Origin of the sequence: Citrobacter sp. TBCP-5362 (genome assembly GCF_005406305.1) — a bacterium.
GTDB classification, from domain to species: domain Bacteria; phylum Pseudomonadota; class Gammaproteobacteria; order Enterobacterales; family Enterobacteriaceae; genus Citrobacter_B; species Citrobacter_B koseri.
In genome coordinates this window covers 1,568,669-1,590,956 of record NZ_CP040234.1, presented here as the reverse complement: position 1 = coordinate 1,590,956, position 22,288 = coordinate 1,568,669, and the positions used below count along the sequence as shown (strand labels likewise).

Annotated in this window: 21 protein-coding genes; 10 read left to right on the top strand and 11 right to left on the bottom strand. The window is 53.0% G+C overall.

Features of this window, described 5'->3' with window-relative positions:
* Positions 1–5: 5 nt before the first annotated feature.
* Genes FD428_RS07655 through FD428_RS07645 form a run of 3 tightly spaced genes read right to left on the bottom strand, consistent with a single transcriptional unit; the run spans position 6 to position 3,130 of the window.
* Positions 6–707, bottom strand: a complete 702-nt coding sequence (locus FD428_RS07655; RefSeq protein WP_012131630.1) for a fumarylacetoacetate hydrolase family protein — start codon at positions 705–707, stop codon at positions 6–8.
* Between the two features lie 15 nt (positions 708–722).
* Positions 723–1,760, bottom strand: coding sequence for a gentisate 1,2-dioxygenase (gene gtdA / locus FD428_RS07650; RefSeq protein ID WP_114848220.1), 1,038 nt, complete (start codon positions 1,758–1,760; stop codon positions 723–725).
* A gap of 11 nt (positions 1,761–1,771) precedes the next feature.
* Positions 1,772–3,130: an aromatic acid/H+ symport family MFS transporter gene (locus FD428_RS07645; RefSeq protein ID WP_058669418.1), complete on the bottom strand. Its 1,359-nt coding sequence runs from the start codon at positions 3,128–3,130 to the stop codon at positions 1,772–1,774.
* A gap of 126 nt (positions 3,131–3,256) precedes the next feature.
* Here FD428_RS07645 and FD428_RS07640 point away from each other — a divergent pair, with 126 nt between their 5' ends.
* The 6 genes from FD428_RS07640 (at position 3,257) to FD428_RS07615 (ending at position 7,527) form a co-directional block, all read left to right on the top strand.
* Entirely contained in the window at positions 3,257–4,165 is a 909-nt protein-coding gene (locus tag FD428_RS07640) for a LysR substrate-binding domain-containing protein (RefSeq protein WP_024130178.1), read from the top strand.
* A gap of 129 nt (positions 4,166–4,294) precedes the next feature.
* Positions 4,295–4,693 (top strand): CidA/LrgA family protein, encoded by a 399-nt coding sequence (locus FD428_RS07635; RefSeq protein WP_012131626.1) that lies wholly within the window; start codon positions 4,295–4,297, stop codon positions 4,691–4,693.
* Positions 4,690–5,385, top strand: coding sequence for a CidB/LrgB family autolysis modulator (locus tag FD428_RS07630; RefSeq protein WP_071258980.1), 696 nt, complete (start codon positions 4,690–4,692; stop codon positions 5,383–5,385). The genes FD428_RS07635 and FD428_RS07630 overlap by 4 nt, the downstream gene beginning before the upstream one ends.
* Before the next feature lie 129 nt (positions 5,386–5,514).
* Entirely contained in the window at positions 5,515–6,399 is an 885-nt protein-coding gene (gene cdd, locus FD428_RS07625; protein ID WP_104868449.1) for a cytidine deaminase, read from the top strand.
* Positions 6,400–6,565: 166 nt separating this feature from the next.
* Entirely contained in the window at positions 6,566–7,285 is a 720-nt protein-coding gene (gene sanA / locus FD428_RS07620; protein WP_012131623.1) for an outer membrane permeability protein SanA, read from the top strand.
* Between the two features lie 2 nt (positions 7,286–7,287).
* A complete protein-coding gene (locus tag FD428_RS07615) occupies positions 7,288–7,527 on the top strand; it encodes a DUF2542 family protein (protein WP_071258985.1) in 240 nt (79 codons plus the stop codon).
* A 59-nt stretch (positions 7,528–7,586) separates the two neighbouring features.
* Here the strand turns inward: FD428_RS07615 and mglC are convergent, their stop codons facing one another.
* The 6 genes from mglC to folE all read right to left on the bottom strand — a co-directional run bounded on the left by mglC (position 7,587) and on the right by folE (position 14,523).
* Positions 7,587–8,597 carry a galactose/methyl galactoside ABC transporter permease MglC gene (gene mglC / locus FD428_RS07610; RefSeq protein ID WP_012131621.1) on the bottom strand — a complete coding sequence of 337 codons (1,011 nt, stop codon included), beginning with the start codon at positions 8,595–8,597 and terminating at the stop codon, positions 7,587–7,589.
* Between the two features lie 15 nt (positions 8,598–8,612).
* Positions 8,613–10,133 carry a galactose/methyl galactoside ABC transporter ATP-binding protein MglA gene (gene mglA / locus FD428_RS07605; RefSeq protein ID WP_114848221.1) on the bottom strand — a complete coding sequence of 507 codons (1,521 nt, stop codon included), beginning with the start codon at positions 10,131–10,133 and terminating at the stop codon, positions 8,613–8,615.
* 78 nt (positions 10,134–10,211) lie between these two features.
* Entirely contained in the window at positions 10,212–11,210 is a 999-nt protein-coding gene (gene mglB / locus FD428_RS07600) for a galactose/glucose ABC transporter substrate-binding protein MglB (protein WP_012131619.1), read from the bottom strand.
* A 279-nt stretch (positions 11,211–11,489) separates the two neighbouring features.
* Positions 11,490–12,530 carry an HTH-type transcriptional regulator GalS gene (gene galS / locus FD428_RS07595; protein ID WP_012131618.1) on the bottom strand — a complete coding sequence of 347 codons (1,041 nt, stop codon included), beginning with the start codon at positions 12,528–12,530 and terminating at the stop codon, positions 11,490–11,492.
* A 152-nt stretch (positions 12,531–12,682) separates the two neighbouring features.
* On the bottom strand, positions 12,683–13,840 hold the full coding sequence (yeiB, locus tag FD428_RS07590) for a DUF418 domain-containing protein YeiB (protein WP_047462500.1): 1,158 nt from the start codon (positions 13,838–13,840) through the stop codon (positions 12,683–12,685).
* Positions 13,841–13,854: 14 nt separating this feature from the next.
* On the bottom strand, positions 13,855–14,523 hold the full coding sequence (gene folE / locus FD428_RS07585) for a GTP cyclohydrolase I FolE (protein ID WP_012131616.1): 669 nt from the start codon (positions 14,521–14,523) through the stop codon (positions 13,855–13,857).
* 337 nt (positions 14,524–14,860) lie between these two features.
* Here folE and fghA point away from each other — a divergent pair, with 337 nt between their 5' ends.
* The gene (gene fghA / locus FD428_RS07580; protein ID WP_114848222.1) at positions 14,861–15,697 is read left to right on the top strand and encodes an S-formylglutathione hydrolase; all 837 of its coding nucleotides are present in this window, start codon (positions 14,861–14,863) and stop codon (positions 15,695–15,697) included.
* Here the strand turns inward: fghA and FD428_RS07575 are convergent, their stop codons facing one another.
* Both FD428_RS07575 and FD428_RS07570 read right to left on the bottom strand, forming a co-directional pair.
* Positions 15,698–16,075, bottom strand: coding sequence for a helix-turn-helix transcriptional regulator (locus FD428_RS07575; protein WP_024130176.1), 378 nt, complete (start codon positions 16,073–16,075; stop codon positions 15,698–15,700).
* A gap of 4 nt (positions 16,076–16,079) precedes the next feature.
* The gene (locus tag FD428_RS07570) at positions 16,080–17,447 is read right to left on the bottom strand and encodes an L-serine ammonia-lyase (RefSeq protein WP_114848223.1); all 1,368 of its coding nucleotides are present in this window, start codon (positions 17,445–17,447) and stop codon (positions 16,080–16,082) included.
* A 216-nt stretch (positions 17,448–17,663) separates the two neighbouring features.
* Here FD428_RS07570 and serB point away from each other — a divergent pair, with 216 nt between their 5' ends.
* From serB to FD428_RS07555, 3 genes are all read left to right on the top strand, one after another.
* A complete protein-coding gene (serB, locus tag FD428_RS07565; protein WP_047462487.1) occupies positions 17,664–18,551 on the top strand; it encodes a phosphoserine phosphatase SerB in 888 nt (295 codons plus the stop codon).
* Positions 18,552–18,583: 32 nt separating this feature from the next.
* Positions 18,584–19,906, top strand: coding sequence for an MFS transporter (locus FD428_RS07560; protein WP_012131609.1), 1,323 nt, complete (start codon positions 18,584–18,586; stop codon positions 19,904–19,906).
* A gap of 311 nt (positions 19,907–20,217) precedes the next feature.
* Positions 20,218–22,203, top strand: a complete 1,986-nt coding sequence (locus FD428_RS07555; protein ID WP_024130173.1) for a ligand-gated channel protein — start codon at positions 20,218–20,220, stop codon at positions 22,201–22,203.
* The last annotated feature ends 85 nt before the right edge of the window (positions 22,204–22,288 follow it).

The window sequence follows — 22,288 nt, the reverse complement described above, 5'->3', positions numbered from 1 at the left end:
TCACCTCAGACAATCTTCACGGCGATCGGCGTTAACCCTTCCACATTGCCGGTAATCACATCCCCTTTCACCACTGCCCCAACCCCTTCCGGCGTGCCGGTGAAAATCAGGTCGCCCGGTTGCAGTTCAAAAAAGCCGGACAGGTAGCTGATGGTTTCATTGACGGACCAGATCAGATGGCGAATATCGCTGCGCTGATGATCTTCCCCGTTTACCTGTAACCAAATCGGCGCGTTGTTGACGTCTGCCACATCGGTCGCTTTATGCAGCGGCGCAATCGGCGCGGACAAATCAAACGCTTTGCCGATTTCCCACGGGCGCCCCATCTGACGCATTTCCATCTGGCGGTCGCGGCGGGTCATATCCAGCCCGGTGGCATAGCCCCAGACATACTCATGCGCCTGCTCAAGCGGAATATCGCTGCCCTGCTTGCCTATCGCCACCACCAGTTCAATTTCATAGTGATAGTTATCGGTCTGCGACGGATAGGCCAGCGCCAGCGTTTCGCCAGCCGCAACCGGTACGACCGCATCGGCCGGTTTGCAGAAGAAGAACGGCGGCTCACGATCGGGATCGAATCCCATCTCACGGGCATGGGCGGCGTAGTTACGGCCAACGCAGTAGACGCGGCGAACCGGGAATTGCTCATCGCTGCCAACAACCGGCACCGCGACTGGCGCCTGAGGTTCGAATACATATTTGCTCATTTTTTCTCTCCCAATTTAATCACGCGCTTCGCGGAACAAGCCGAGGGCTTCCTGAACCGGTTTGTCCGAAAAACTGAATAAAACGGTATCTTCCGTGGTCTGGAACGACACCCCGTGCCATGTCGGCACCACAAAGATATCTTTCGCCGTGAAGTGGAACGTCTCATTGCCAATGGTGACCTGCCCGGAACCTTCCACAACGTGATAAATGGTGCTGTCGGTCGTGCGCGCCACGCGCGACGCAAACCCTTTCGGCACCAGTTGCAAAAACGCGCCCATCGAAGGCATCGGATAGCCCCCGGTGACCGGGTTGACATAGCGCATCTTGTAGCCATCCCACTCGTCAGGTTCCCCCATCCGGGTCAGGTCATGCAGCGCTTCACGGCTACGGTCGTAGCGGTAGTTGAAAATCGGCGAGGAATTGCCGACCTGGTGGCGTAGCGGCAGCATGTTGGCGGCGTAGCGCGGCAGGTAATCACCTTCTTTGCGCGTCACCGGCTGCTGTTCTTCCGGGTAATCTTCCGCAAACCCGCAGCCCAGCATATTCACCAGCGGCAGATCCAGACCGTCCAGCCATACCACCGGCTCGTCGCCAGGGTTGCCGTGATCGTGCCAGCGCCACTGCGGCGTCAGAATAAAGTCGCCCGGGTGCATCTGCGTCCGCTCGCCGTCAACGGCGGTGAACGCGCCTTGCCCTTCCACAATAAAACGCAGCGCTGACTGGTTGTGGCGATGACTCGGCGCCACCTCGCCCGGTAAAATCAATTGCAGCCCTGCGTACAGCGTCGCGGTAATTGACGACTGTCCGCGCAGCGCCGGGTTTTCCAGCACCAGCACCCGGCGGACAGCCTCTTTCGCGCCAATCAGGTTGCCGCTTTCCAGCAACAGCGGGCGGATCTCCTGATAGTTCCAGTACGCAGGCGCGCAATTGGCGTTCGGCGTTTGCGGCACCAGGTGGTGCAGCGACTCCCAGAGCGGCGTCAGGTTTTGCCCGGAAATGTGCTGATAAAACTGCTGACGGTTGTGTTTAACATCCTGATTCACTTCAGACATGGAGGTTCTCCTTATTCGTTCACGACGCCTGCCCGGGGCAGCACGTCAGGTTCAGAGGCAGAGTGGCGGACAACCGCCGTCAACATGGCGAGCATCACCGCGCTAATGGCTGCCGGAATCGCGATGACGAAAAACAGCGTATCGAAAGAGAAATTCATCGCCATCATCATGCCGCCGGAGAGCGAACCGACAATGGCGCCGCAGCGCCCGACGGCATTAGACCAGCTCACGCCGGTTGCACGGCTTTGAGTCGGGTACAGCGTCGCAGTTAAGGCATTCAACCCCACCTGCGATCCGCTGATGCCAATGCCCGTACCAAAAATCGCCAGCGCCATCAGCCACAGTCCGTTTTCGCTCAGGCCAATCATCACGATGCAGACCGCGCCCAGCGCGTAGCTCACGGCCAGCACCCGGAACGGATTGTGTTTGTCCATCAGTACGCCGAGTAACAGCGCGCCGAGCGTACCGCCGACCTGGAATGCGGCAGTGACCCAGGAGGCATGCTGCAAATCGATTCCCCGGTGATTCAGGAGCGTCGGCATCCAGCTGGAGAGCAGGTAGATAATGAGCAGGCTCATGAAGAACACGACCCATAACATCAGGGTAATGGGAAGCTGACGCCCGACAAAAAGCTGGCGGATACTGCCTTTTGAAATGGCGGCGGCCTCATGAAGATAGAAATGCGTATTGTCGTAGCGTTCACCGGTGATGGCGCTAACCGTTCTGGCAATCGCCGCCTGCGGGCGCTGACGACGCACCTGCCAGCGTGGCGACTCGGGCAGAACAAACAGCAAGGCGAAGAACAGCATTAAGGGCAATACGCCGCCGAGCACCAGAATGCCGTGCCAGCCAATCAGCGGCACCAGTTGCGCGCTGACGATGCCGCCCATCGCCGAACCAAGGGTAAACCCGCAGAACATCAGCGTCACCAGCGCCCCGCGACGGCGGGCGGGAAGATATTCCGACGTCATCGTGATGGTATTCGGCATCGCGCCGCCCAGCCCTAGCCCGGTTAAAAAGCGCAGTACCACCAGCGTTTGCAAATCCGGCGAGAAGGCGGAAAGCAGGCTCAAGGCGCCAAACAGCGCCACGCACAGTTCAATCACCCGTTTACGGCCAAAACGGTCTGACAGCGGGCCGCACAATAGCGCCCCTGCCGTCAGCCCCAGCAGACCCGCGCCGAACAGCGGAGCCAGATCGCTGGCGCTCAATTGCCAGTGCGTACGGATATCCGGCGCAATAAAGCCAATTGCGGCCGTATCAAAGCCGTCGAGCATTACCACCAGAAAGCAGCAGATGATAACGCGCCACTGCATTTTGCCGACGGGGGCGGCGTCAATCAGTGCTTGTAGATCACGTCGTTGAGTCATAGTGAATGCCTCGGTGCAGGTAAGGTAGATGTCATTTTTGTTTTTTGTATGTTGCAAGTTTGTAATCATGGCGATGAAATGTACAATGGCATTTCGGGCAGAGGCATAACCTGGGGGTTATATCAAATGGCGAATTGGGCGCAAAAATTGAAGCTGCACCACCTGCAAATGCTGGTCGCGCTGGGGGAACAAGGGAATCTGACCCACGTTGCGCGAATGATGAACATCACCCAGCCCGCGCTGTCGAAGTGGCTGTCACAGCTTGAAGATGAGATCGGAATCACGCTTTTTGAACGCCACAGCAAGGGATTACGCCCTTCAGAAGGGGGCAAGCTGTTGCTCCAGCATGCGCAGCGGCTCATCAACGATATGGAACGTTCGCAGTATGAGATCGCGCGCTTTAAGCAAGGTGGGCTGGTGGGAAGCCTGAAAATCGGCTGTTCACCGGTCGCGACAGACTGCGTGTCGCAGGCGATCCTCTGCCTGCTCAATGAGATGCCGACGCTGCACCTGAATATTGAAGAGAAAGTCATGACCCCGCTTTTACACGATCTGCTCGCCGGGTCGCTGGACGTGGTGGTAGGCCGCGTGGGCGGTCGGGCACTCCAGCTGCCGTTAAACTATCAGGTGCTCTACACCGAACCGGTCTGCTTTGTCGCCCGCCCCCATCATCCTCTGGCCTCACACGCCACGCTTTCCTGGAACGACCTCGCCCACTGGCGCTGGATTGTCTGGCCGACCGGTACGCCAATTCGCATCAGCATTGATAACGCCCTGGTGGACAACGGCGTGATGCTGCCGGAAAACACCATCGAATCCGCCTCGATGAACGTCAGCACCAATTTGCTGCAAAGCAGCGATATGATCTCTATTCTTTCTCTACGCCTGGCGCAACGCTATGCCAGCCAGGGCCAGTTGGCTATCTTAAACCTGCCGAAAATAGAACAGAAAGGCAGCGTGGGCATGTTCTGGCGCAAGAACGAGACCCCTTCTCTCGCGTTGAGTCGTTTTCTGCATTTTCTGGCGCAGGTTTAGCGCGGGCAACGGGGCGTTGCCCGATGTTCCCGTTGTCTATTTCCACTATGCTCAGAATTCATGATGTGATCGGTAGCACGTTTTAAAGTTTAATTGTATGATGAATCTGTTTCATCAAGGGCTTTTACCATGAGTAAATCACTGAATATCATCTGGCAGTATTTACGCGCATTTGTACTGATATATGCCTGTTTGTATGCGGGTATTTTCATTGCATCGCTGCTTCCTATTACGATTCCCGGCAGCATCATCGGCATGTTGATTCTGTTTGTTTTACTGGCGCTACAAATTCTGCCAGCGAAGTGGGTAAACCCGGGGTGCTATGTCCTGATCCGTTACATGGCGCTGCTGTTTGTGCCGATTGGCGTCGGCGTCATGCAGTACTTCGATTTGCTGCGCGCGCAGTTTGGCCCGGTGGTGGTCTCCTGTGCGATCAGTACGCTGGTTGTTTTCCTGGTCGTGAGCTGGAGTTCGCATATCGTACACGGTGAACGAAAAGTGTTAGGGCAGAAAGGATCGAAAAAATGATGTCGTATATCTGGTGGTCGTTACCCCTGACGCTGGCGGTCTTTTTCGCCGCCCGCAAACTGGCTGCGCGCTTTAAGATGCCGTTGCTTAACCCGTTGCTGGTTGCCATGGTGGTCATCATCCCGTTTCTGATACTGACCGGCATTCCTTACGATCACTATTTCAAAGGCAGCGAGGTGCTCAACGACCTGCTGCAACCCGCCGTCGTGGCGCTGGCGTACCCTTTATATGAACAACTGCACCAGATCCGCGCCCGCTGGAAATCCATCATCACGATCTGCTTCGTCGGCAGCGTGGTCGCCATGGTGACCGGAACCACTGTCGCCTTACTGATGGGCGCCACGCCGGAAATCGCCGCATCGGTATTACCGAAATCGGTCACAACCCCAATCGCAATGGCGGTGGGCGGCAGCATCGGCGGCATTCCCGCCATTAGCGCCGTCTGCGTTATTTTCGTCGGGATACTGGGTGCCGTATTTGGTCATACCCTGCTCAACCTCATGCGTATCCGTACCAAAGCCGCACGCGGTCTGGCAATGGGAACCGCCTCGCACGCCCTGGGCACTGCGCGCTGCGCCGAGCTGGATTACCAGGAAGGGGCGTTCAGTTCGCTGGCGCTGGTGATCTGCGGGATCATCACCTCGCTGCTGGCGCCATTTCTCTTCCCGATTATTCTGGCGGTAGCGGGTTAAAATTTGCGATGCGTCGCGCATTTTTAATTTAAGTTTCACAAGTTGCAATCACAATGAGATTTGGATCACATATAAAGCCGTAACAGCTCCGTAAACTACGATTCCATTACATTGTTATGAGGCAACGCCATGCATCCACGTTTTCAAACTGCTTTTGGCCAACTTGCGGATAATCTGCAATCAGCGCTGGCGCCGATTCTGGCAGATGAGCATTTTCCCGCCATGCTGACTGCGGAGCAGGTCTCGACGCTTAAGCGTGAATCGGGGCTGGACGAAGACGCGCTGGCTTTCGCGCTCCTGCCGCTGGCTGCCGCCTGCGCACGCACCGACCTTTCCCACTTCAACGTTGGCGCTATCGCGCGCGGCATCAGTGGAGCCTGGTATTTCGGTGGGAATATGGAGTTCCTGGGCGCGACGATGCAGCAAACCGTTCATGCCGAGCAAAGCGCGATCGGCCATGCCTGGCTGCGCGGTGAAAAAGGGCTCGCCGCCATCACGGTTAACTACACCCCTTGCGGTCATTGCCGTCAGTTTATGAACGAACTGAACAGCGGCCTGGATCTGCGTATCCACCTGCCGGGGCGCGTACCGCATACCTTACGCGACTATCTGCCTGACGCTTTCGGCCCGAAAGACCTGGAGATCAAAACGCTGCTGATGGACGAGCAGGATCACGGTTTCGCGCTGGAGGGCGACGCGCTGACTCAGGCAGCGATTGCCGCCGCCAATAAATGTCATATGCCTTACAGCCACTCCCCAAGCGGCGTGGCGCTGGAATGCAAAGACGGGCGTATTTTCACCGGCAGCTATGCCGAGAACGCCGCCTTTAACCCTACGCTGCCGCCTTTGCAGGGCGCACTGAATCTGCTGAACCTGAACGGGTATGACTATCCAGATATTCAGCGCGCAATTCTGGCGGAGAAAGCCGACGCGCCGTTAATCCAGTGGGATGCCACCGCCGCCACGCTGAAAGCATTAGGCTGCAATAATATCGACCGCGTACTGCTGGGTTAAGCCCTGGAACACGCAATGTGCGTAGGCCCGATAAGCACAGCGCCATCGGGCAACATGCAAATGGCAAGAATGTCTAAAATCCCCCCAATCAGACTGCTGTTTCTTGCGCTTCGACAGCGGGTACAGTAGCCTGATTGAAATTTCATCCCTTTATCGAGTTCTCTGCATGTTAAAGCGCGTGTTTTACAGCCTGTTAGTCCTGATCGGCTTGCTGCTGTTGACTGTGCTTGGTCTCGACAGATGGATGAGCTGGAAAACCGCGCCCTATATTTACGACGAATTACAGGATCTCCCCTACCGCCAGGTGGGAGTGGTATTAGGCACCGCAAAATACTATCGCACCGGCGTCATTAATCAGTATTACCGCTACCGCATTCAGGGCGCGTTAAACGCCTACAACAGCGGCAAGGTCAATTATCTGCTGCTCAGCGGCGATAACGCGCTGCAAAGCTATAACGAACCGATGACGATGCGTAAGGATCTGATCGCCGGGGGCGTTGATCCTGCCGACATCGTGCTCGATTATGCCGGTTTTCGCACGCTGGACTCCATTGTGCGCACGCGCAAAGTGTTTGATACCAACGACTTCATCATCATTACCCAGCGTTTCCACTGTGAACGCGCGCTGTTTATTGCGCTGCATATGGGAATTCAGGCTCAGTGCTATGCGGTGCCGTCGCCAAAAGATATGTTAACGGTACGCGTACGTGAATTTGGCGCCCGATTCGGCGCGCTGGCGGACCTCTATATTTTCAAACGGGAACCTCGCTTCTTAGGCCCGTTAGTTCCCATTCCAACAATGCATCAGGTGCCGGATGACGCCCAGGGCTACCCGGCAGTAACGCCTGAGCAATTGCTGGAACTGCAAAAGAAACAAGGAAAATAAGCGTGGAAGGGAAAACGATCTTTGTGGTCATCGCCGTCCTGATGGTGATGCTGTTTAGCTTACGGGAAGCCTACAAAGGCTGGCGCTCTGGCGCCGTGGATAAAATCGTCAGGAACGCCCGCGAACCCGTATACGCCTACCGTGCAGAAACCCCTCTCCTTTACTGGAGCTACATCGGGTTATATCTGTGCATGTCGGTTTGTACGCTCGCCGCAGGCATTTATTTTATGTTCTTTAGATAACGCGCAGAAACAAAAAAGCCCGAAACAGTTGCCTGCTTCGGGCTTTTTCATGCCGGTAATTACTTCTTACGGGCGTATTTCAGCGAGTCCAGCGCCACCGCGAAGATAATGATGCCGCCTTTAATGATGTACTGCCAGTAAGGGTTCACGCCGATATAGGTCAGACCGTAGTTGATGACGGTAAAGATAATCACACCGGTCACAACGCCGAATACCGTCCCGACGCCGCCGCTAAACGACACGCCGCCGACCACGCAGGCGGCAATCGCATCCAGCTCATACATAAAGCCGAGGTTGTTGGTCGCAGAACCGATACGCCCCGCTTCCAGCAAACCGCCGAATGCGTAGAACACACCGGACAACGCATAGATCATCAGCAGGTTCAGCCCCACGTTAACGCCGGACACTTTTGCCGCTTCCGGGTTGCCGCCGATAGCGAAAATGTTCTTACCGAAACGGGTTTTATTCCACAGGATCCAGACAAACGCCACCGCAATCAGCGCATAGAAGGTAATGTAGGAGAGCCGGAAACTGCCCAGCGCAATAAAGCCCTGCGCAAACGTCGAGAACCCGCTATCAAACCCCGAAATCGGCGACGCCCCGACGAAGTCGTAATACAGGGAGTTGATGCCATAAACGATAATCATCGTGCCCAGGGTCGTGATGAACGGCGTCACATTAAGGTACGCAATGATAATGCCGTTAAGCAGACCAATGACGGCCCCAATTGCGCAGACAATCAGGATCACCAGCGGAATCGGCATGGTGGCCATTTCCGGGAAGACCTTATTGGCGTTTTCCACGGACTGCAACAGCGTTGCGGCGACCACGGCCGCCAGGCCAACCTGACGCCCCGCAGACAGGTCAGTCCCCTGGGTGACAATCAACCCTGCCACACCCAGCGCGATGATAATACGCACGGAGGACTGCGTCAGAATGTTACTTAAGTTCAGCAGACTTAAAAATGTAGGGTCCTGGAAAATAATAATGGCCAGCAAGACTAAAAGAACAACGTAAATTCCGCCTTCTTTCAGATAAGTAAGAAAACTTTTCTTATTTAACGCACTCATGAGGAGCCCCTGATCTTAAAGGTGCAAAGACGCAAGACGCAGAATTTCGTTTTGCGTTGTTGTTTTTGTGTCAACAATCCCGGCAACAAGGCCATTGCTCATTACCAGAATACGATCTGTAATCCCTAACAATTCCGGCATTTCGGAAGAAATGATAATAATCCCCTTCTCTTTTTTCGCCAGTTCCGCAATCAGTTGATAGATTTCAAATTTTGCGCCGACATCAATACCGCGCGTTGGCTCATCCAGCATTAATATTTCTGGCTGCGTTAACAGCCACCGGCCGATAATGACCTTCTGCTGGTTGCCCCCCGAAAGAGAGCCAATTTGCGTGCGATGACCTGGCGTTTTCACGCGCATTGAGTCAATAACCCACTGGGTATCGCTCTTCATGCGGGAATTATCCAGTAAACCGACTTTATTTCTGTAATTGCGGATGTTGGAAATTAAAGAGTTAAAACCAATATCCAGATACGCGTAGATCCCAGTTGAACGACGTTCTTCCGTTACCAGCGCGAAACCGTGATTAATGGCTTCATTCGCGTTGTGGTTATTAATCTTTTTGCCGTGCAGCGTAATCGTACCCGATGATTTTTCCCGGATACCAAAAAGCGTTTCAACAATATCGGTACGCTTTGCCCCTACCAGACCCGCAATCCCGAGAATTTCCCCTTTATGCAGATCAAAAGAGACGTCGCGGATCGACGGCTGGCGCAGAGACGTCAGGTTACGCACTTCCAGAATGACCTCTCCCGGCTTGTTTTGCTTGTCCGGGAAACGCTGGTTCAGGGAACGACCCACCATCATGGCGATGATCTTGTCCATATTCAGCCCTTCCAGCGGCTGCGTCGCAATCCACTGGCCGTCGCGCAAGACGGTGACTTCATCGCACAGCTGGAAAATCTCTTCCATTTTATGCGAGATATACACAATACCGCAGCCGCGCTCCTTCAGTTTGCGAATAATAGTGAACAGATGGTTAACCTCTTTTTCCGTTAATGAAGAGGTCGGCTCATCCATGATCACAATTTTGGCATTGTAGGAAAACGCCTTCGCAATTTCGATCATCTGCATTTGTGAAACGGATAATGTCCCGACACGCGCACGCGGATCGATATCAATATCCAGCTCATCAAATATCGCTTTGGTATCCCGGTACATTTTATCCTGATCGACAAACATACCTTTGGTTGGGTAACGCCCTAACCACATGTTATCCATGACGGAGCGCTGTAACACCAGGTTTAGCTCCTGGTGAACCATCGAAATACCATTCTCCAGAGCTTCTTTGGCAGAATGAAAATCGATCTCTTTCCCCTGAAATAAAATGCTACCGGAATCTTTTTGATAGATCCCAAAAAGGCATTTTAATAATGTTGATTTTCCTGCGCCATTCTCCCCCATTAAGGCGTGAATCGAGTGCGGGCGGACTTTTAAATTAACATTATCAAGTGCCTTTACGCCGGGAAAAGACTTGTTGATGCCGCTCATTTCCAACAAGTATTCGCCTGACGACGGAGTAGTAGTGCTGACCATAATTATACCTTGTTGGCCTCGCAGAGTGCGTTAATAAAGGGCGCAATGTTATTGCGCCCAAAGAAAACGATATACGAATTACTTGTTGGTAAACTCAGCCAGATTGTCTTTATCAACACCTACGTACGGAACGCGAACAATTTTGTTCTCGATTTTCCAGTCGGTGCCGTCAGCCGCGCCTTTACCATCGGCCAGGTTTTTCGCCAGATCAAAGGTGGCTTTCGCCTGGTTGTTGGCATCATTCAGCACGGTACCTGCCAGCGCGCCGGATTTCACCAGCGCCAGCGCTTCAGGTAACGCATCCACGCCGAATACCGGAACGCTGGTTTTATTGTGCGCTTTCAGCGCTTCTACCGCGCCCATCGCCATTGCGTCGTTATTCGCGATAACCACTTCAATTTTGTTGGCGTTCGGGCCGGACAGCCATGCGTCCATCTTGTCTTTCGCCATTGCGGTATCCCACATTGCGGTATCCATTTGCAGCTGCTCAGTTTTGATGCCTTTGTCGTTCAGCTCTTTGATAACATAGGTGGTACGCGCTTCAGCATCCGGGTGGCCCGGCTCGCCTTTCAGCAGTACGAACTGGATTTGGCCATCTTTGTTCAGATCCCAACCCTGGTTAGCCTGCCAGTGTTTAGCGATCAGATCGCCCTGGATGATACCGGATTCTTTGGAGTCAGTGCCGACGTAATAGGCTTTGTCATAGCTATCCAGCGCTTTGCGGGAAGGTTCTTTGTTGAAGAACACAATCGGGACATTCTGACCACGCGCTTTCTCAATTACCGTACCTGCCGCAGCCGGGTCAACCAGGTTGATCGCCAGCGCTTTTACCCCTTTTGCCAACAGCACGTCGATCTGGTCGTTTTGCTTGGACTGATCGTTCTGCGAGTCATTCATCAGCAACTGCACATCAGGCGCCGCCTGGGCGTCTCTTTCGATAGCCTTACGCACGACGGACATAAAGTTATCGTCATATTTATAAATCGTCACACCAATGCGAGTATCAGCAGCGTGCGCAGCCGCGCCAAATAACATGCTTGCCATCACAGCAGACAGAGTTAACGCCTTCTTATTCATGGTATCTCCGGTTTTATTATGCAGGGTAGTACTTGAGAAAAATGCTCGGCAGGGCAGAACGTTAATGAAGTGTTACTGAACGCCGAAGCTCACTGTTAAAAAATCTTTCTTCCGTGCCCGGTAACGCTCCAAAAATATGCTTTAATTGCTGTTTAATGCCCTGACGATGCGTTAAAAGTGATTATTCACCGTTACATAGTATTTACAGTGCTTCAAACGGTGCCATCATAGCTATCGTATTGTTAAGATACTGTGAATTTACTCACATATTGAAAGCGGTTACATCCCCTGACGTTGCTGGTTAGTGATCGGGGCCGCATTCTGTCTTAGCGCAACCGAATGACGACGCACCAGCGTTGGCATAAAACAGTGCGTCGCCGTTGAATCCAGCGTGCCGGCCGCGCCCTGCAACGCCAGTTCCGTTGCCATTTTCGCCATAGAAGCAATGGGATAACGCACCGTGGTCAGTTGCGGGTCGGTGTAACGGGCAATAGGAATATCATCAAAACCGATGATGGAAAGATGTAACGGGATGGCAATGCCATTGTCTTTTAACGCCGTGAGCGCGCCAGCGGCCATGCTGTCGTTATAGGCGAATACGGCGGTCAGTTGCAGGTTTCGCCCCAGCAGTTCCACCATCGCCGCTTCACCGCCCTGCATGTCCGGGGAACCCGTGCCAATCCAGCTTTCTGGCGGCGTAATCCCCTGCTCCTGCAACGCGCTCAACCACCCTTCTTTACGCATCGTGTCATCTTCAATGCGGTGGCTGGAAGCCAGATAACCAATCCGTTGATGACCATTATTGAGCAGCATGCGGGTCGCCATTTTTGCGCCGCTGATATTGTCCAGGCACACGCAACGGTGGGCATAACCCGGCACAATACGATTGATCAGCACCATGCCTGGGATCTGGTCCATAAACGCCCCCAGTTCCTGGTCACTTAATGCTTTCGAGTGAACAATCAATGCGTTACAGCGCTGGCGAATCAGAACCTCGATGGCATGACGCTCTTTTTCAGCCTCATGATAACTGTTGCCGATCAGCACATATTTGTTGTGCTGTTGGGCAACCACATCCACCGCTTTGACCAGTGCGCCAAAAAACGCATCTGACACGTCCATCACCACCACGCCGATGGTGTCGCTTATCTGCGTCGCCAGCGCTTGCGCATTAGCATTAGGACGGTAACCCAGCAGCGTGACCGCCTTCATTACCGCTTCGCGCGTATCGGGACTGACCAGCGCACTGTTATTCAGCACGCGAGAAACGGTCGCTACGGAAACGCCAGCCTGACGTGCCACATCACGAATGGTTACCATATTCACTACCCTGTTTGAGATTGCCGTTGCTCACAGACACCCTGTGTTTAGCAGGTGGGTATTTTGTCAGCGCTTCGTTCAGGACTACGTGAGTAAGGTCACAGGGCTGGAAACGGTTACATGCGTTTTGTTAATGAATGTGATCCAGATCGTTATCTGGATGTTCCCGATAATGACGTCCCGGAAGCACGGAGGGTTAATTGCCGCCATAGCCATTCCACCGGCCCTTGCCGATAGAAACGCAGCCAAATCCAGGAGAAAAGCAGGTTCGCCAGCCAGACAGGAATGACGAATATCAGCAGCGTCAGTCGGTCGAATTTCATAAATAAACCGAACTGGTAGAACAGCGTGGTGCAGATCAGCGTCTGCAACAGATAGTTGCTCAACGCCATCCGCCCTACGCAGGCAATGGCAATGACCAGTTTAAAACGGCTGAGCTGCGGCCAGAATCCCAGCATCAACGCGGTGTAACCTATAGTCTGAAACGGCGCGCTCAATTCACGCGGCGCCTGTAACAGAAAAGCGCACCAGCGATACGCCCAGTCCAGCCGCCACTGTACAATAATGGCCGGAAGGTTAATCAGCACGCCGACGACGACAAGCAATACGCCCGTACGCCGGTAGTGTTGCAGGCTGTACTGACCCTTCAGCCAGCCGCTGCGCATCAGCGCCGCGCCCAGCAGCATCATTCCCGCCAGCTGCCAGCCATACTGCGCTCCCAGCGCCAGCAGACTGTTCGACAGCAGATCGACCCGGTTGCTGACCGCCTCCATGCCGCCGTTAATCTTCCAGTATTTTTCATACAACAAGGCAGAGGCATCCGGCGTCCAGGCGCGGCTGGTTTCACTCGCCGAGATGGACCCTAACAGCAGCAACACGCCGATCCCCGCCAGATAGAGCAAAATACCGGTATTAAATAAACTTTTTACCGACGGCGCGTCGCGTACCAGCCGCCAGCAAATCAGGCCGACAAGGCCATACGCCAGCAGAATGTCGCCATCCCAGAACAGCAAACCGTGGATAAAGCCCAACAGGACGAGCAGCGTCAGACGCGACTGAATCCAGCGTTTGCCGCGCGGCAGCAGCATTTGCAGACCCGCGCCGAATAACAGCGCAAAAAGCGTAAGGAATTTTACCTGCGCGAACAGGTCGAGGATCGCCCACGTCCATGCGTCAGACGCGGTGATCTTGCCATACCAGGCGGGATTAAGGTAAGCCGCCTTTGGCAAGCCAAAGGCGCTGATATTAAGAAGCAGGATACCGAGGATGGCGACGCCACGAATAAAATCCAGCGTGACATTACGCTCCATACTCCCTGCCCTGATCAGTTGTGGTGACGCACGGCGCGCAGGAACTCCTGGCGCGTGTTCTGGCTGGATTTAAACAATCCGCCGAGTGAAGTCGTGGTGGTGGCGCTGGTCGCATCGCGAATGCCGCGCGCTTTCACGCAGTAATGCACAGCGTCAATTGAGACCGCGACGTTATTGGTGCCAAGCAGCGTTTGCAGCGCGGTCAGAATCTGTTGGGTCAGACGCTCCTGAACCTGCGGGCGCTGCGCAAAAAACTGCACAATACGGTTAATCTTCGACAGGCCAATCACCGAATCTTTCGGGATATAGGCCACCGTCGCTTTCCCGTCGATCGTGACGAAATGGTGTTCGCAGGTGCTGGTAAGCGTGATATCGCGCACCGTCACCATTTCATCCACTTTCATCTTGTTTTCAATCACGGTGATCTTCGGGAAATTGGCGTAATCAAGGCCGGAGAAAATCTCATCGACATACATTTTAGCGATGCGATGCGGCGTTTCCATCAGACTGTCATCGCTCAAGTCGAGATTCAGCAACTGCATAATCTCGGTCATATGCCCCGAAATAAGACGTTTGCGCGTTTCGTTATCCATCTCATGCACGGGCGGGCGCAGCGGCGTTTCCAGACCACGCGCAACCAGCGCTTCATGAACCAGGGCCGCTTCTTTACTGAGTGATGACATTTATTCTTCTCCTGCAGGTGTGGCGCCTCTGCCCTGCGTGGGGCAAAGTTTTTAGGCTGTTGGCAGCCCGTTTATTGTGCGTGAGGCGGCGCACATAATCCAGTATTCACAACGATAATTATTGAAATCGCCGCTGCCTTTCATGTCCCGGATTCCCCACGGCGGTTCCGCGCGCTAAATCTGACGGGCCATGACGCCAGGTGTTAATGTAAAGTTGTGTAGATGATGAAGCATGTTAGATAAATGCGGAAGTGAAAGTTACTCACAGCACAATGAATAATCTGTATTATGGGGAAATTGCACGACTCATTCAGGTTCAACACAAAAGGAGCCACGCATGGATATGCTCGAAGAGCACCGTTGTTTTGAAGGCTGGCAGCAACGCTGGCGACACGACTCCACCACGCTGAATTGCGCCATGACATTCAGCATCTTTCTCCCGCCGCCCCGCAGTACAACGCCACCTCCGGTGCTGTACTGGCTGTCAGGGTTAACCTGTAATGATGAGAACTTCACCACCAAAGCCGGTGCGCAACGCATTGCCTCCGAACTGGGCATTGTGCTGGTGATGCCGGACACCAGTCCGCGCGGCGAACAGGTCGCCGATGACGAAGGTTATGATTTAGGTAAAGGCGCGGGATTCTATCTCAACGCGACGCAGCAGCCCTGGGCCGCGCATTTCCGCATGTACGACTACCTGCGCGATGAACTCCCGGCGCTGATCCAGTCGCAGTTTAACGTGGGTGAACGTTGCGCGATCAGCGGACATTCAATGGGCGGGCACGGCGCATTGATCATGGCGCTGAAGAATCCGGGGAAATACACCAGCGTTTCCGCCTTTGCGCCCATCGTGAATCCGTGCCGCGTACCGTGGGGAGAAAAAGCGTTTACGGCCTATCTGGGGGAAGAGAGATCGGCCTGGGCTGAATGGGACAGTTGCGCGCTGATGCTCGCCAGCCAGCCGGAACACGCCATTCCAACGCTGATTGATCAAGGCGATAACGATCAGTTCCTCGCCGATCAGCTACAACCGGCGGTACTGGCCGAAGCCGCGCGCCAGAAGGACTGGCCGATGACGTTACGTATTCAACCGGGCTACGACCACAGTTATTACTTTATCGCCTCGTTTATTGAGGATCATCTGCGCTTCCATGCACAGCATCTGCTGAGCTGATCACCAGTAAACGGCTTTTTCCAGCGCCGCAATATCGTTATTGTCATCGGCTTGCGGCGCAGACGATTTCCGGTTTAAATCAGCAACCTGCTGGCGAATCTGAAGTCGCCCGGCACTCTCGCTCTCGCTAAAATTGCGCATTTCTGATTCAAACAAAATCGCATCCAGATTGTGCAGTTTATCAAGCGCGCGCAGGAGAGAAATCAGCGTATCGAGGTTCAGGCCAGCGCCTTTCTCAATACGCTTGATCGTCGCGATGCCTACCTGCGCGCGATCGGCAAGCTGCTGTTGCGTCATAGACAGGGAAATCCGCGTTTCCTTGATACGCGCGCAGAGCGACCAGACGATCTCGTCATTATTCATTGTTTGGTATTTCAATGTACTAGCACCTTTTTCTTGGCTGAATTTTTCCGAGGCATCCGTGGTAAGTCTCGCGATATTTTGCGCTCATGTCTTTGCCGGTTTCATACATGGCGGCAATAATTTCATCCAGAGAAATACAAGGCTCGCTGATGCGGCTCATCGCCATCGTCGCCGCATTAATGGCTTTTACGGCAGAGATGGCGTTTCTTTCTATACAGGGAATTTGCACCTGCCCGCCAACCGGATCGCAGGTCAACCCCAGATGGTGCTCCATCGCAATTTCCGCAGCGCTTAATACCTGCCCGACGGATGCGCCCATCAGCTCCGCCAGCCCTGCCGCCGCCATCGAACATGCGACGCCGATTTCCCCCTGGCATCCCACTTCCGATCCTAAAATCGACGCATTCTGTTTAAACAACAGCGCGACGGCACCTGCCGTAAGAAAAAAACGGGTGATGGCGCCCGCGTCCAGCGGACAAACAAACTTATCGTACCAGCTTAGTACCGCCGGAATAATGCCGCTTGCGCCATTCGTCGGCGCCGTGACAATCTGCCCGCCTGCCGCATTCTCTTCACTCACGGCAATAGCAAACACGTTAACCCAGTTCAGGGTCGTCAGAAAATCCGCTGCCGAAGGCTTCATACACAACGATTTATGCAATGCGCAGGCCCGACGCGGGATCTGATAAGGGCCGGGAAGCAGCCCTTCGGTATGCAGGCCACGGTGAACGGCCTGCTTCATAATCTCCCAGACCTGCGTTAAATAGCGCTGTAATGAGGGCTGAGAATGGCTGTTCAGCTCATTTTTCATCATCAGCGCCGCAACGGAAAGCCCGTTGCGTTGGCACAGCGTCTGCAACTGCGCGGCGTTGCGAAAGGCAAAGGGAGAGGCGCGTGTCTGATCTGTCGCCACGGGCGCAGACTCACCGTATTTTCGTACCTGCCCGGCGCCGGTCGAAAACCACGTCTCCTCGTATAACGTAAAGTAATCATCTTTGGCGCGAAAGGTCATCGCATAAGGATGTCCGGGATGCGCATGGTGATTCGCAATAATTTTCACCGCCACTGTCACCGTACTGTTCGCCGGGGCTGGCACGTCAAGCATACCGTCATTTTCCGCACGCCTGATGGCGGTCAGTTGCATACGTAAATCCACCTTCTCCGGCTGATTTCCCAGCAACCCCAGATAAAGCGCGGCATCAACATTGTGGCATTTACGGCTTAACGATAATGCGCCAAACAATTCAATTTCAATATTCCTGAGTAACGGCAGCGTATCCTGCCGTTTTAGCTGCGAAATGAAATTGCAAGCCGCACGCATTGGCCCCACGGTTCTTGAACTGGATGGACCTATCACAATTTTGAATATATCAACGCAACTTTCCATTTTTATATATGTATTCCTAAAAAAAGCGCAGGGTGGGATGGCGATAATATACCGTAATCAACATATTAAAAATGATACTTTTCATGCTTATTCATTATCAGGTATTAAAAACAATACCATTTTATCTTTTCTTTAACATTCATATCTGTGATAGCACGACGCACAAGAAACAAACGCCGCCCATTATAATAAAGCGCAATGTAAAGGAGCAACATGATGGCAATAACTTACTTCGTCACATCAACAAACACAGAGCAACTTCAGGCATGGTTATATAATGATTTTCTTCGTTCTCACGCAATGCAATGTCATTATTTATTAGAGCGTCGGCATCTGGCATTAATCAATAAGGATTATTTAAAACTTACGCTACCCGATGAAATGCTGACGCAGGCTATTTATCAGAAATTACGCGCTGCATCACTGCAATTGCAGTTTGATTTTTTTGTCAAACCTCAGAGCATCCCCACAAAGGGACTGATTGCATTTGATATGGACTCAACGTTTATTGAAGAGGAAGGCGTGGATGAAATCGCTCACACGCTTGGCATCTCTGCGCAAATCGCGGAGATGACCCAACAGGCGATGGAAGGGAAAGTAGATTTCGACACCAGTTTTACCCGCCGTATTCGCATGTTAAAAGGCACGCACTGTGATGTCCTCAATGCCGTTTGCGATCGAATGACGATTTCCCCCGGCCTTGCCGCTATGTTGCCGGTACTGAAAAACAAAGGGTTTAAAACGGCCATTATTTCCGGTGGTCTGGATATTTTCACTCAACGACTGAAAGAAAAGTATCAGCTCGACTACGCCTTTTCCAACACGGTTGAAATAAAAGATAACGTCCTGACGGACAATATTACCTTCCCGATCATGAATGCCGGGAAAAAGCGGCAAACGCTCTCTGCGCTGGCAACACAACTCAACCTCGCTGTACACAACATTATTGCCTGCGGCGACGGCGCAAACGATCTGCCGATGCTAACGTACGCGGGAACAGGTATCGCGTGGCGGGCAAAACCCGTTGTCAGAGAAACAATCCATCACCAGATTAATTTTCATGGATTCGAATCACTTCTGTTCTTTATTGAAGATGAATTATAACCACATTTCCGTCGCCGGAAGGGAAACTCACGATGAACATAAAAGCATTTATTTTCAGTCAGGCCGATCGGCCTGTTATGAACGCGAAAAAAGAGATTGATCATACTTATAAAAAATTTCGCACAGAGATCATCACCTCGGTATTTATCTCTTATGCCGTATTCTATCTGACCCGTAAAAACTTTTCTGCTGCGATGCCAGCCATGCTGGCGGATACGTCGCTAACCGCAGAAGATTTCGCCATCATGTCCTCCATTTTTTACATTCTTTATGGTTCCATGAAGTTTGTTGGCGGCATGCTGGTTGATAAAATTAACCCTAAAGCCATGACCGGCCCGGTGCTGATTGGCGTCGGCATCGTCAATATTCTTTTTGGCTTTTCCGATAGCGTCGCGGCATTCTACGTATTGTACAGCCTCAATGCGATTCTCCAGGGCACCAGCTTCCCACCAATGGCGAAAATTATGGCCTCCTGGTTCTCAAAAAACGAACGCGGGCGCTGGTGGGCAATCGTTGAAGCAGCGCATAACATTGGCGGCAGCCTTGCCCCGCTGCTCACCAGCTTCGCCATTGCCTTTAGCGGCAGCTGGAAAATGGGCTTCTATGTCCCTGGGGTCATTTCCCTTCTGATGGGGGTTGTCGCGCTGTTTACGATTCAGGATCGCCCCGGTACCCTCGGGCTACCCAATGTCGGCGAATGGCGTAACGACCCTACCGAGCTTGCACAGGTAAAAGCCAGCCCGGTCAATCTGAGCTTCTGGCAGGTGTTCGTTAAATACATTCTGACCAACCCACTGGTATGGATCATCATCGTGGGCGATATGTCCGTGTATATTGCGCGCACTATTCTCAATGACTGGCCGCAAATCTATTACTCGCAGGTACACGGCTGGAGCCTGATTAAAGCAAACTCCATTATCTCGTGGTTCGAAGCTGGCGGGCTGGCAGGGGGACTGCTGGCCGGATATTTGTCAGACTTTATGTTTAAAAGCAACCGCTGGATGACGGGGTTAATTTTCGCCTTAATGCTCTGCGTATGCATCGTGCTTATCCCACTGGTGCAGGATACCTCTTACACCATCACCGCCGTACTTTTCACCATCATGGGATTTGCACTGTACGGGCCGCATATGCTTTTTGCCGTCGGCTGCCTGGACGTTACTCACAAAGATGCTGCGGGTTCTATTACCGGTTTCCGGGGATTATTCAGTTATGTTGGCGCGGCAATGGCCGGCGTACCGGTCATTCTGGTGAAAAATAGCTGGGAATGGTCTGGCGTCTATATTTACGCCTTCATCGCTATTTTATTAACCACGCTCTCCCTGGCGCTACTTTCTCGTCTCCATCGTCTGTAAAAAACGATAATCTATTGCCATAACGTAACAACGGAGGGTATCCGCCCTCCTTTTCATCCTTCATTTCTCCATTTTTTCTTCAATATTTCCTCACATTTACGATCCGCCATCTTATTGATTTGAAATCCCTTTCCGTAAAAAACAAATAAACACAAATGATTTCAATTATCATTTGTGTTTACAAATATTCATTCTTTTGTACAATTCGTCCCGCTTATTCACCGCAAAGAGTACTTAAAAGACAAATACATACCGTTGTCATGGCCTTTTTTCATGGCTCGCAGTTTTACTCATTTAATGGAATGACAAAAATGACCATACCTCACGTTAAGGCTATCGCTGCCGCAGTATGCGCAGCGTGTCTCCCATCGCTCGTCTATGCTGCCGATCAGGACACCGTCGTTGTAACCGCCACGGGATTTGAGCAGAAAATCCAGAACGCCCCCGCGTCTATCTCCGTTATCACCAAACAGCAGATCGAAGACAAAGCCTATCGCGATGTCACCGATGCGCTGAAAGATGTGCCCGGAGTCGTCGTTACCGGCGGCGGCAGCAGTAGCGATATCAGCATCCGCGGGATGGCTTCGCAATACACGCTGTTCCTGGTCAACGGTAAGCGCATCAGCACGCGCGGCACGCGTCCGAACAGCGATAACTCCGGGATCGAGCAAGGCTGGCTGCCGCCGCTGGAATCGATCGAGCGTATTGAAGTTATTCGCGGGCCAATGTCATCGCTTTACGGTTCAGATGCGATGGGCGGCGTCATTAACGTGATCACCAAAAAAGTGTCCAACACGAAAGGCTGGACCGGCTCCCTGCATGGCGACGCCACCTTCCAGGAAGACAGGGACTCCGGTGATTTGTACCAGACCAACGCTTATGCGTCCGGCCCGCTGATTGACGGATTGCTGGGGGCGAAAGTGACCGGGCTGCTCTCTCGCCGTGCGGAAGACAAAATCGTCAATGGCTACAACGAGCAGCGCCTGCGCAACGGGGCTTTAACGCTTAACTTTACGCCGGATGATAAAAACGATTTTGACTTCGACATCGCGCGTGAATTGCAGGATCGCGACAGTACGCCAGGCAAGTCAATGGCAGAAGAAAGCTGCCGCAACGGTAGCTGTAAACCAAATAGCAAAAGCGAAAACCGCTATGAGCACACCACTTATTCCTTAACCCACAGCGGTTATTACGACGACTTCAACACCACCAGCTACATTCAGCAGGAAGAGACCAACAACCCCGGTCGCCAGATGAAGTCTTACAACACCATCTTTAATAACCAGAACCAGATCTTCCTCGGCGCGCATACCCTGACATTAGGTGGGCAGTATCGTTACGAGAAACTGAGCGATAACGGCAACCAGTTAAAAGCCTACGAAGACGTGAACAAGCTGACCCGCTGGAGCTGGGCGCTGTTTGCTGAAGATGAGTGGGCGATGACCGACAGCTTTACGCTGACCGGCGGTATCCGTATGGATAAAGATGAAAACTATGGCGACAACTGGACGCCGCGTGGCTATGGCGTATGGCATCTTACCGATCAGTGGACCTTAAAAGGCGGCGTCTCTGCGGGCTACCGCGCACCGGATCTGCGCCAGTCCTCCCCGACCTGGGGACAGATTACCGGCGGCGGTCGTCTGAACGGTATTATTGTCGGTAACGCAGACCTGAAACCAGAAAAGAGCCTGAGCGAAGAGTTGGGCCTGCTGTGGGATAACGGAGATAACCTTAACGCTGGCGTGACGCTGTTCAATACCGACTTCAAAGATAAGATAACTGAAGTGCGTCGCTGCAACAGCAGTTCAGATCCGGCCTGTACTATTGGTGGTGAGAAATACGACTTTGTCAGCGATCGCGTCAACGTTGATAAAGCCAATATGCGCGGCGTGGAGTCCACCTTTGGCTGGAAGATCACCCGCGATCTCAACTGGACGGCGAACTACACCTATACCGAATCTGAGCAGAAAAGCGGCCAGTTCTCTGGCAAGCCGTTGAATAAAATGCCGAAGCATATGTTCAATACCACGCTGGACTGGCAGGCAACGCAGGATGTTGGCTTCTGGAGCCGTCTGAACTTCCGCGGCAAGACCTCCGAATACCTGAGCCGTACTTCAATGGCCCAGGGAACGCCGTCTTATACGCAGGTTGATGTTGGTGTGCGTTATTACGCGTACAAAAATCTACTGTTAACCGCGGGCGTGTATAACGTTCTGGACAAACAGATCGATTACGAGACTTACGATACCATTCTCGACGGTCGTCGTTACACGGTTGGCCTGACTTATAACTTCTAAGTTCAGTACAACAAAAAGCCCCGGCATGATGAATGTCGGGGCTTTTTTATTTTACCTGCCGGATGGCGGCGTAAACGCCTTATCC

What these genes read in the sequence shown, in the direction of transcription:
- folE (WP_012131616.1), bottom strand. Translation starts at nt 14,523, where the DNA reads ATGTCATCACTCAGTAAAGAAGCGGCCCTGGTTCATGAAGCGCTGGTT.
- FD428_RS07630 (WP_071258980.1), top strand. Translation starts at nt 4,690, where the DNA reads ATGATGTCGTATATCTGGTGGTCGTTACCCCTGACGCTGGCGGTCTTT.
- FD428_RS07655 (WP_012131630.1), bottom strand. Translation starts at nt 707, where the DNA reads ATGAGCAAATATGTATTCGAACCTCAGGCGCCAGTCGCGGTGCCGGTT.
- serB (WP_047462487.1), top strand. Translation starts at nt 17,664, where the DNA reads ATGGCAATAACTTACTTCGTCACATCAACAAACACAGAGCAACTTCAG.
- gtdA (WP_114848220.1), bottom strand. Translation starts at nt 1,760, where the DNA reads ATGTCTGAAGTGAATCAGGATGTTAAACACAACCGTCAGCAGTTTTAT.
- FD428_RS07635 (WP_012131626.1), top strand. Translation starts at nt 4,295, where the DNA reads ATGAGTAAATCACTGAATATCATCTGGCAGTATTTACGCGCATTTGTA.
- mglB (WP_012131619.1), bottom strand. Translation starts at nt 11,210, where the DNA reads ATGAATAAGAAGGCGTTAACTCTGTCTGCTGTGATGGCAAGCATGTTA.
- sanA (WP_012131623.1), top strand. Translation starts at nt 6,566, where the DNA reads ATGTTAAAGCGCGTGTTTTACAGCCTGTTAGTCCTGATCGGCTTGCTG.
- galS (WP_012131618.1), bottom strand. Translation starts at nt 12,530, where the DNA reads ATGGTAACCATTCGTGATGTGGCACGTCAGGCTGGCGTTTCCGTAGCG.
- FD428_RS07560 (WP_012131609.1), top strand. Translation starts at nt 18,584, where the DNA reads ATGAACATAAAAGCATTTATTTTCAGTCAGGCCGATCGGCCTGTTATG.
- FD428_RS07570 (WP_114848223.1), bottom strand. Translation starts at nt 17,447, where the DNA reads ATGGAAAGTTGCGTTGATATATTCAAAATTGTGATAGGTCCATCCAGT.
- yeiB (WP_047462500.1), bottom strand. Translation starts at nt 13,840, where the DNA reads ATGGAGCGTAATGTCACGCTGGATTTTATTCGTGGCGTCGCCATCCTC.
- fghA (WP_114848222.1), top strand. Translation starts at nt 14,861, where the DNA reads ATGGATATGCTCGAAGAGCACCGTTGTTTTGAAGGCTGGCAGCAACGC.
- mglC (WP_012131621.1), bottom strand. Translation starts at nt 8,597, where the DNA reads ATGAGTGCGTTAAATAAGAAAAGTTTTCTTACTTATCTGAAAGAAGGC.
- FD428_RS07645 (WP_058669418.1), bottom strand. Translation starts at nt 3,130, where the DNA reads ATGACTCAACGACGTGATCTACAAGCACTGATTGACGCCGCCCCCGTC.
- FD428_RS07640 (WP_024130178.1), top strand. Translation starts at nt 3,257, where the DNA reads ATGGCGAATTGGGCGCAAAAATTGAAGCTGCACCACCTGCAAATGCTG.
- FD428_RS07555 (WP_024130173.1), top strand. Translation starts at nt 20,218, where the DNA reads ATGACCATACCTCACGTTAAGGCTATCGCTGCCGCAGTATGCGCAGCG.
- cdd (WP_104868449.1), top strand. Translation starts at nt 5,515, where the DNA reads ATGCATCCACGTTTTCAAACTGCTTTTGGCCAACTTGCGGATAATCTG.
- mglA (WP_114848221.1), bottom strand. Translation starts at nt 10,133, where the DNA reads ATGGTCAGCACTACTACTCCGTCGTCAGGCGAATACTTGTTGGAAATG.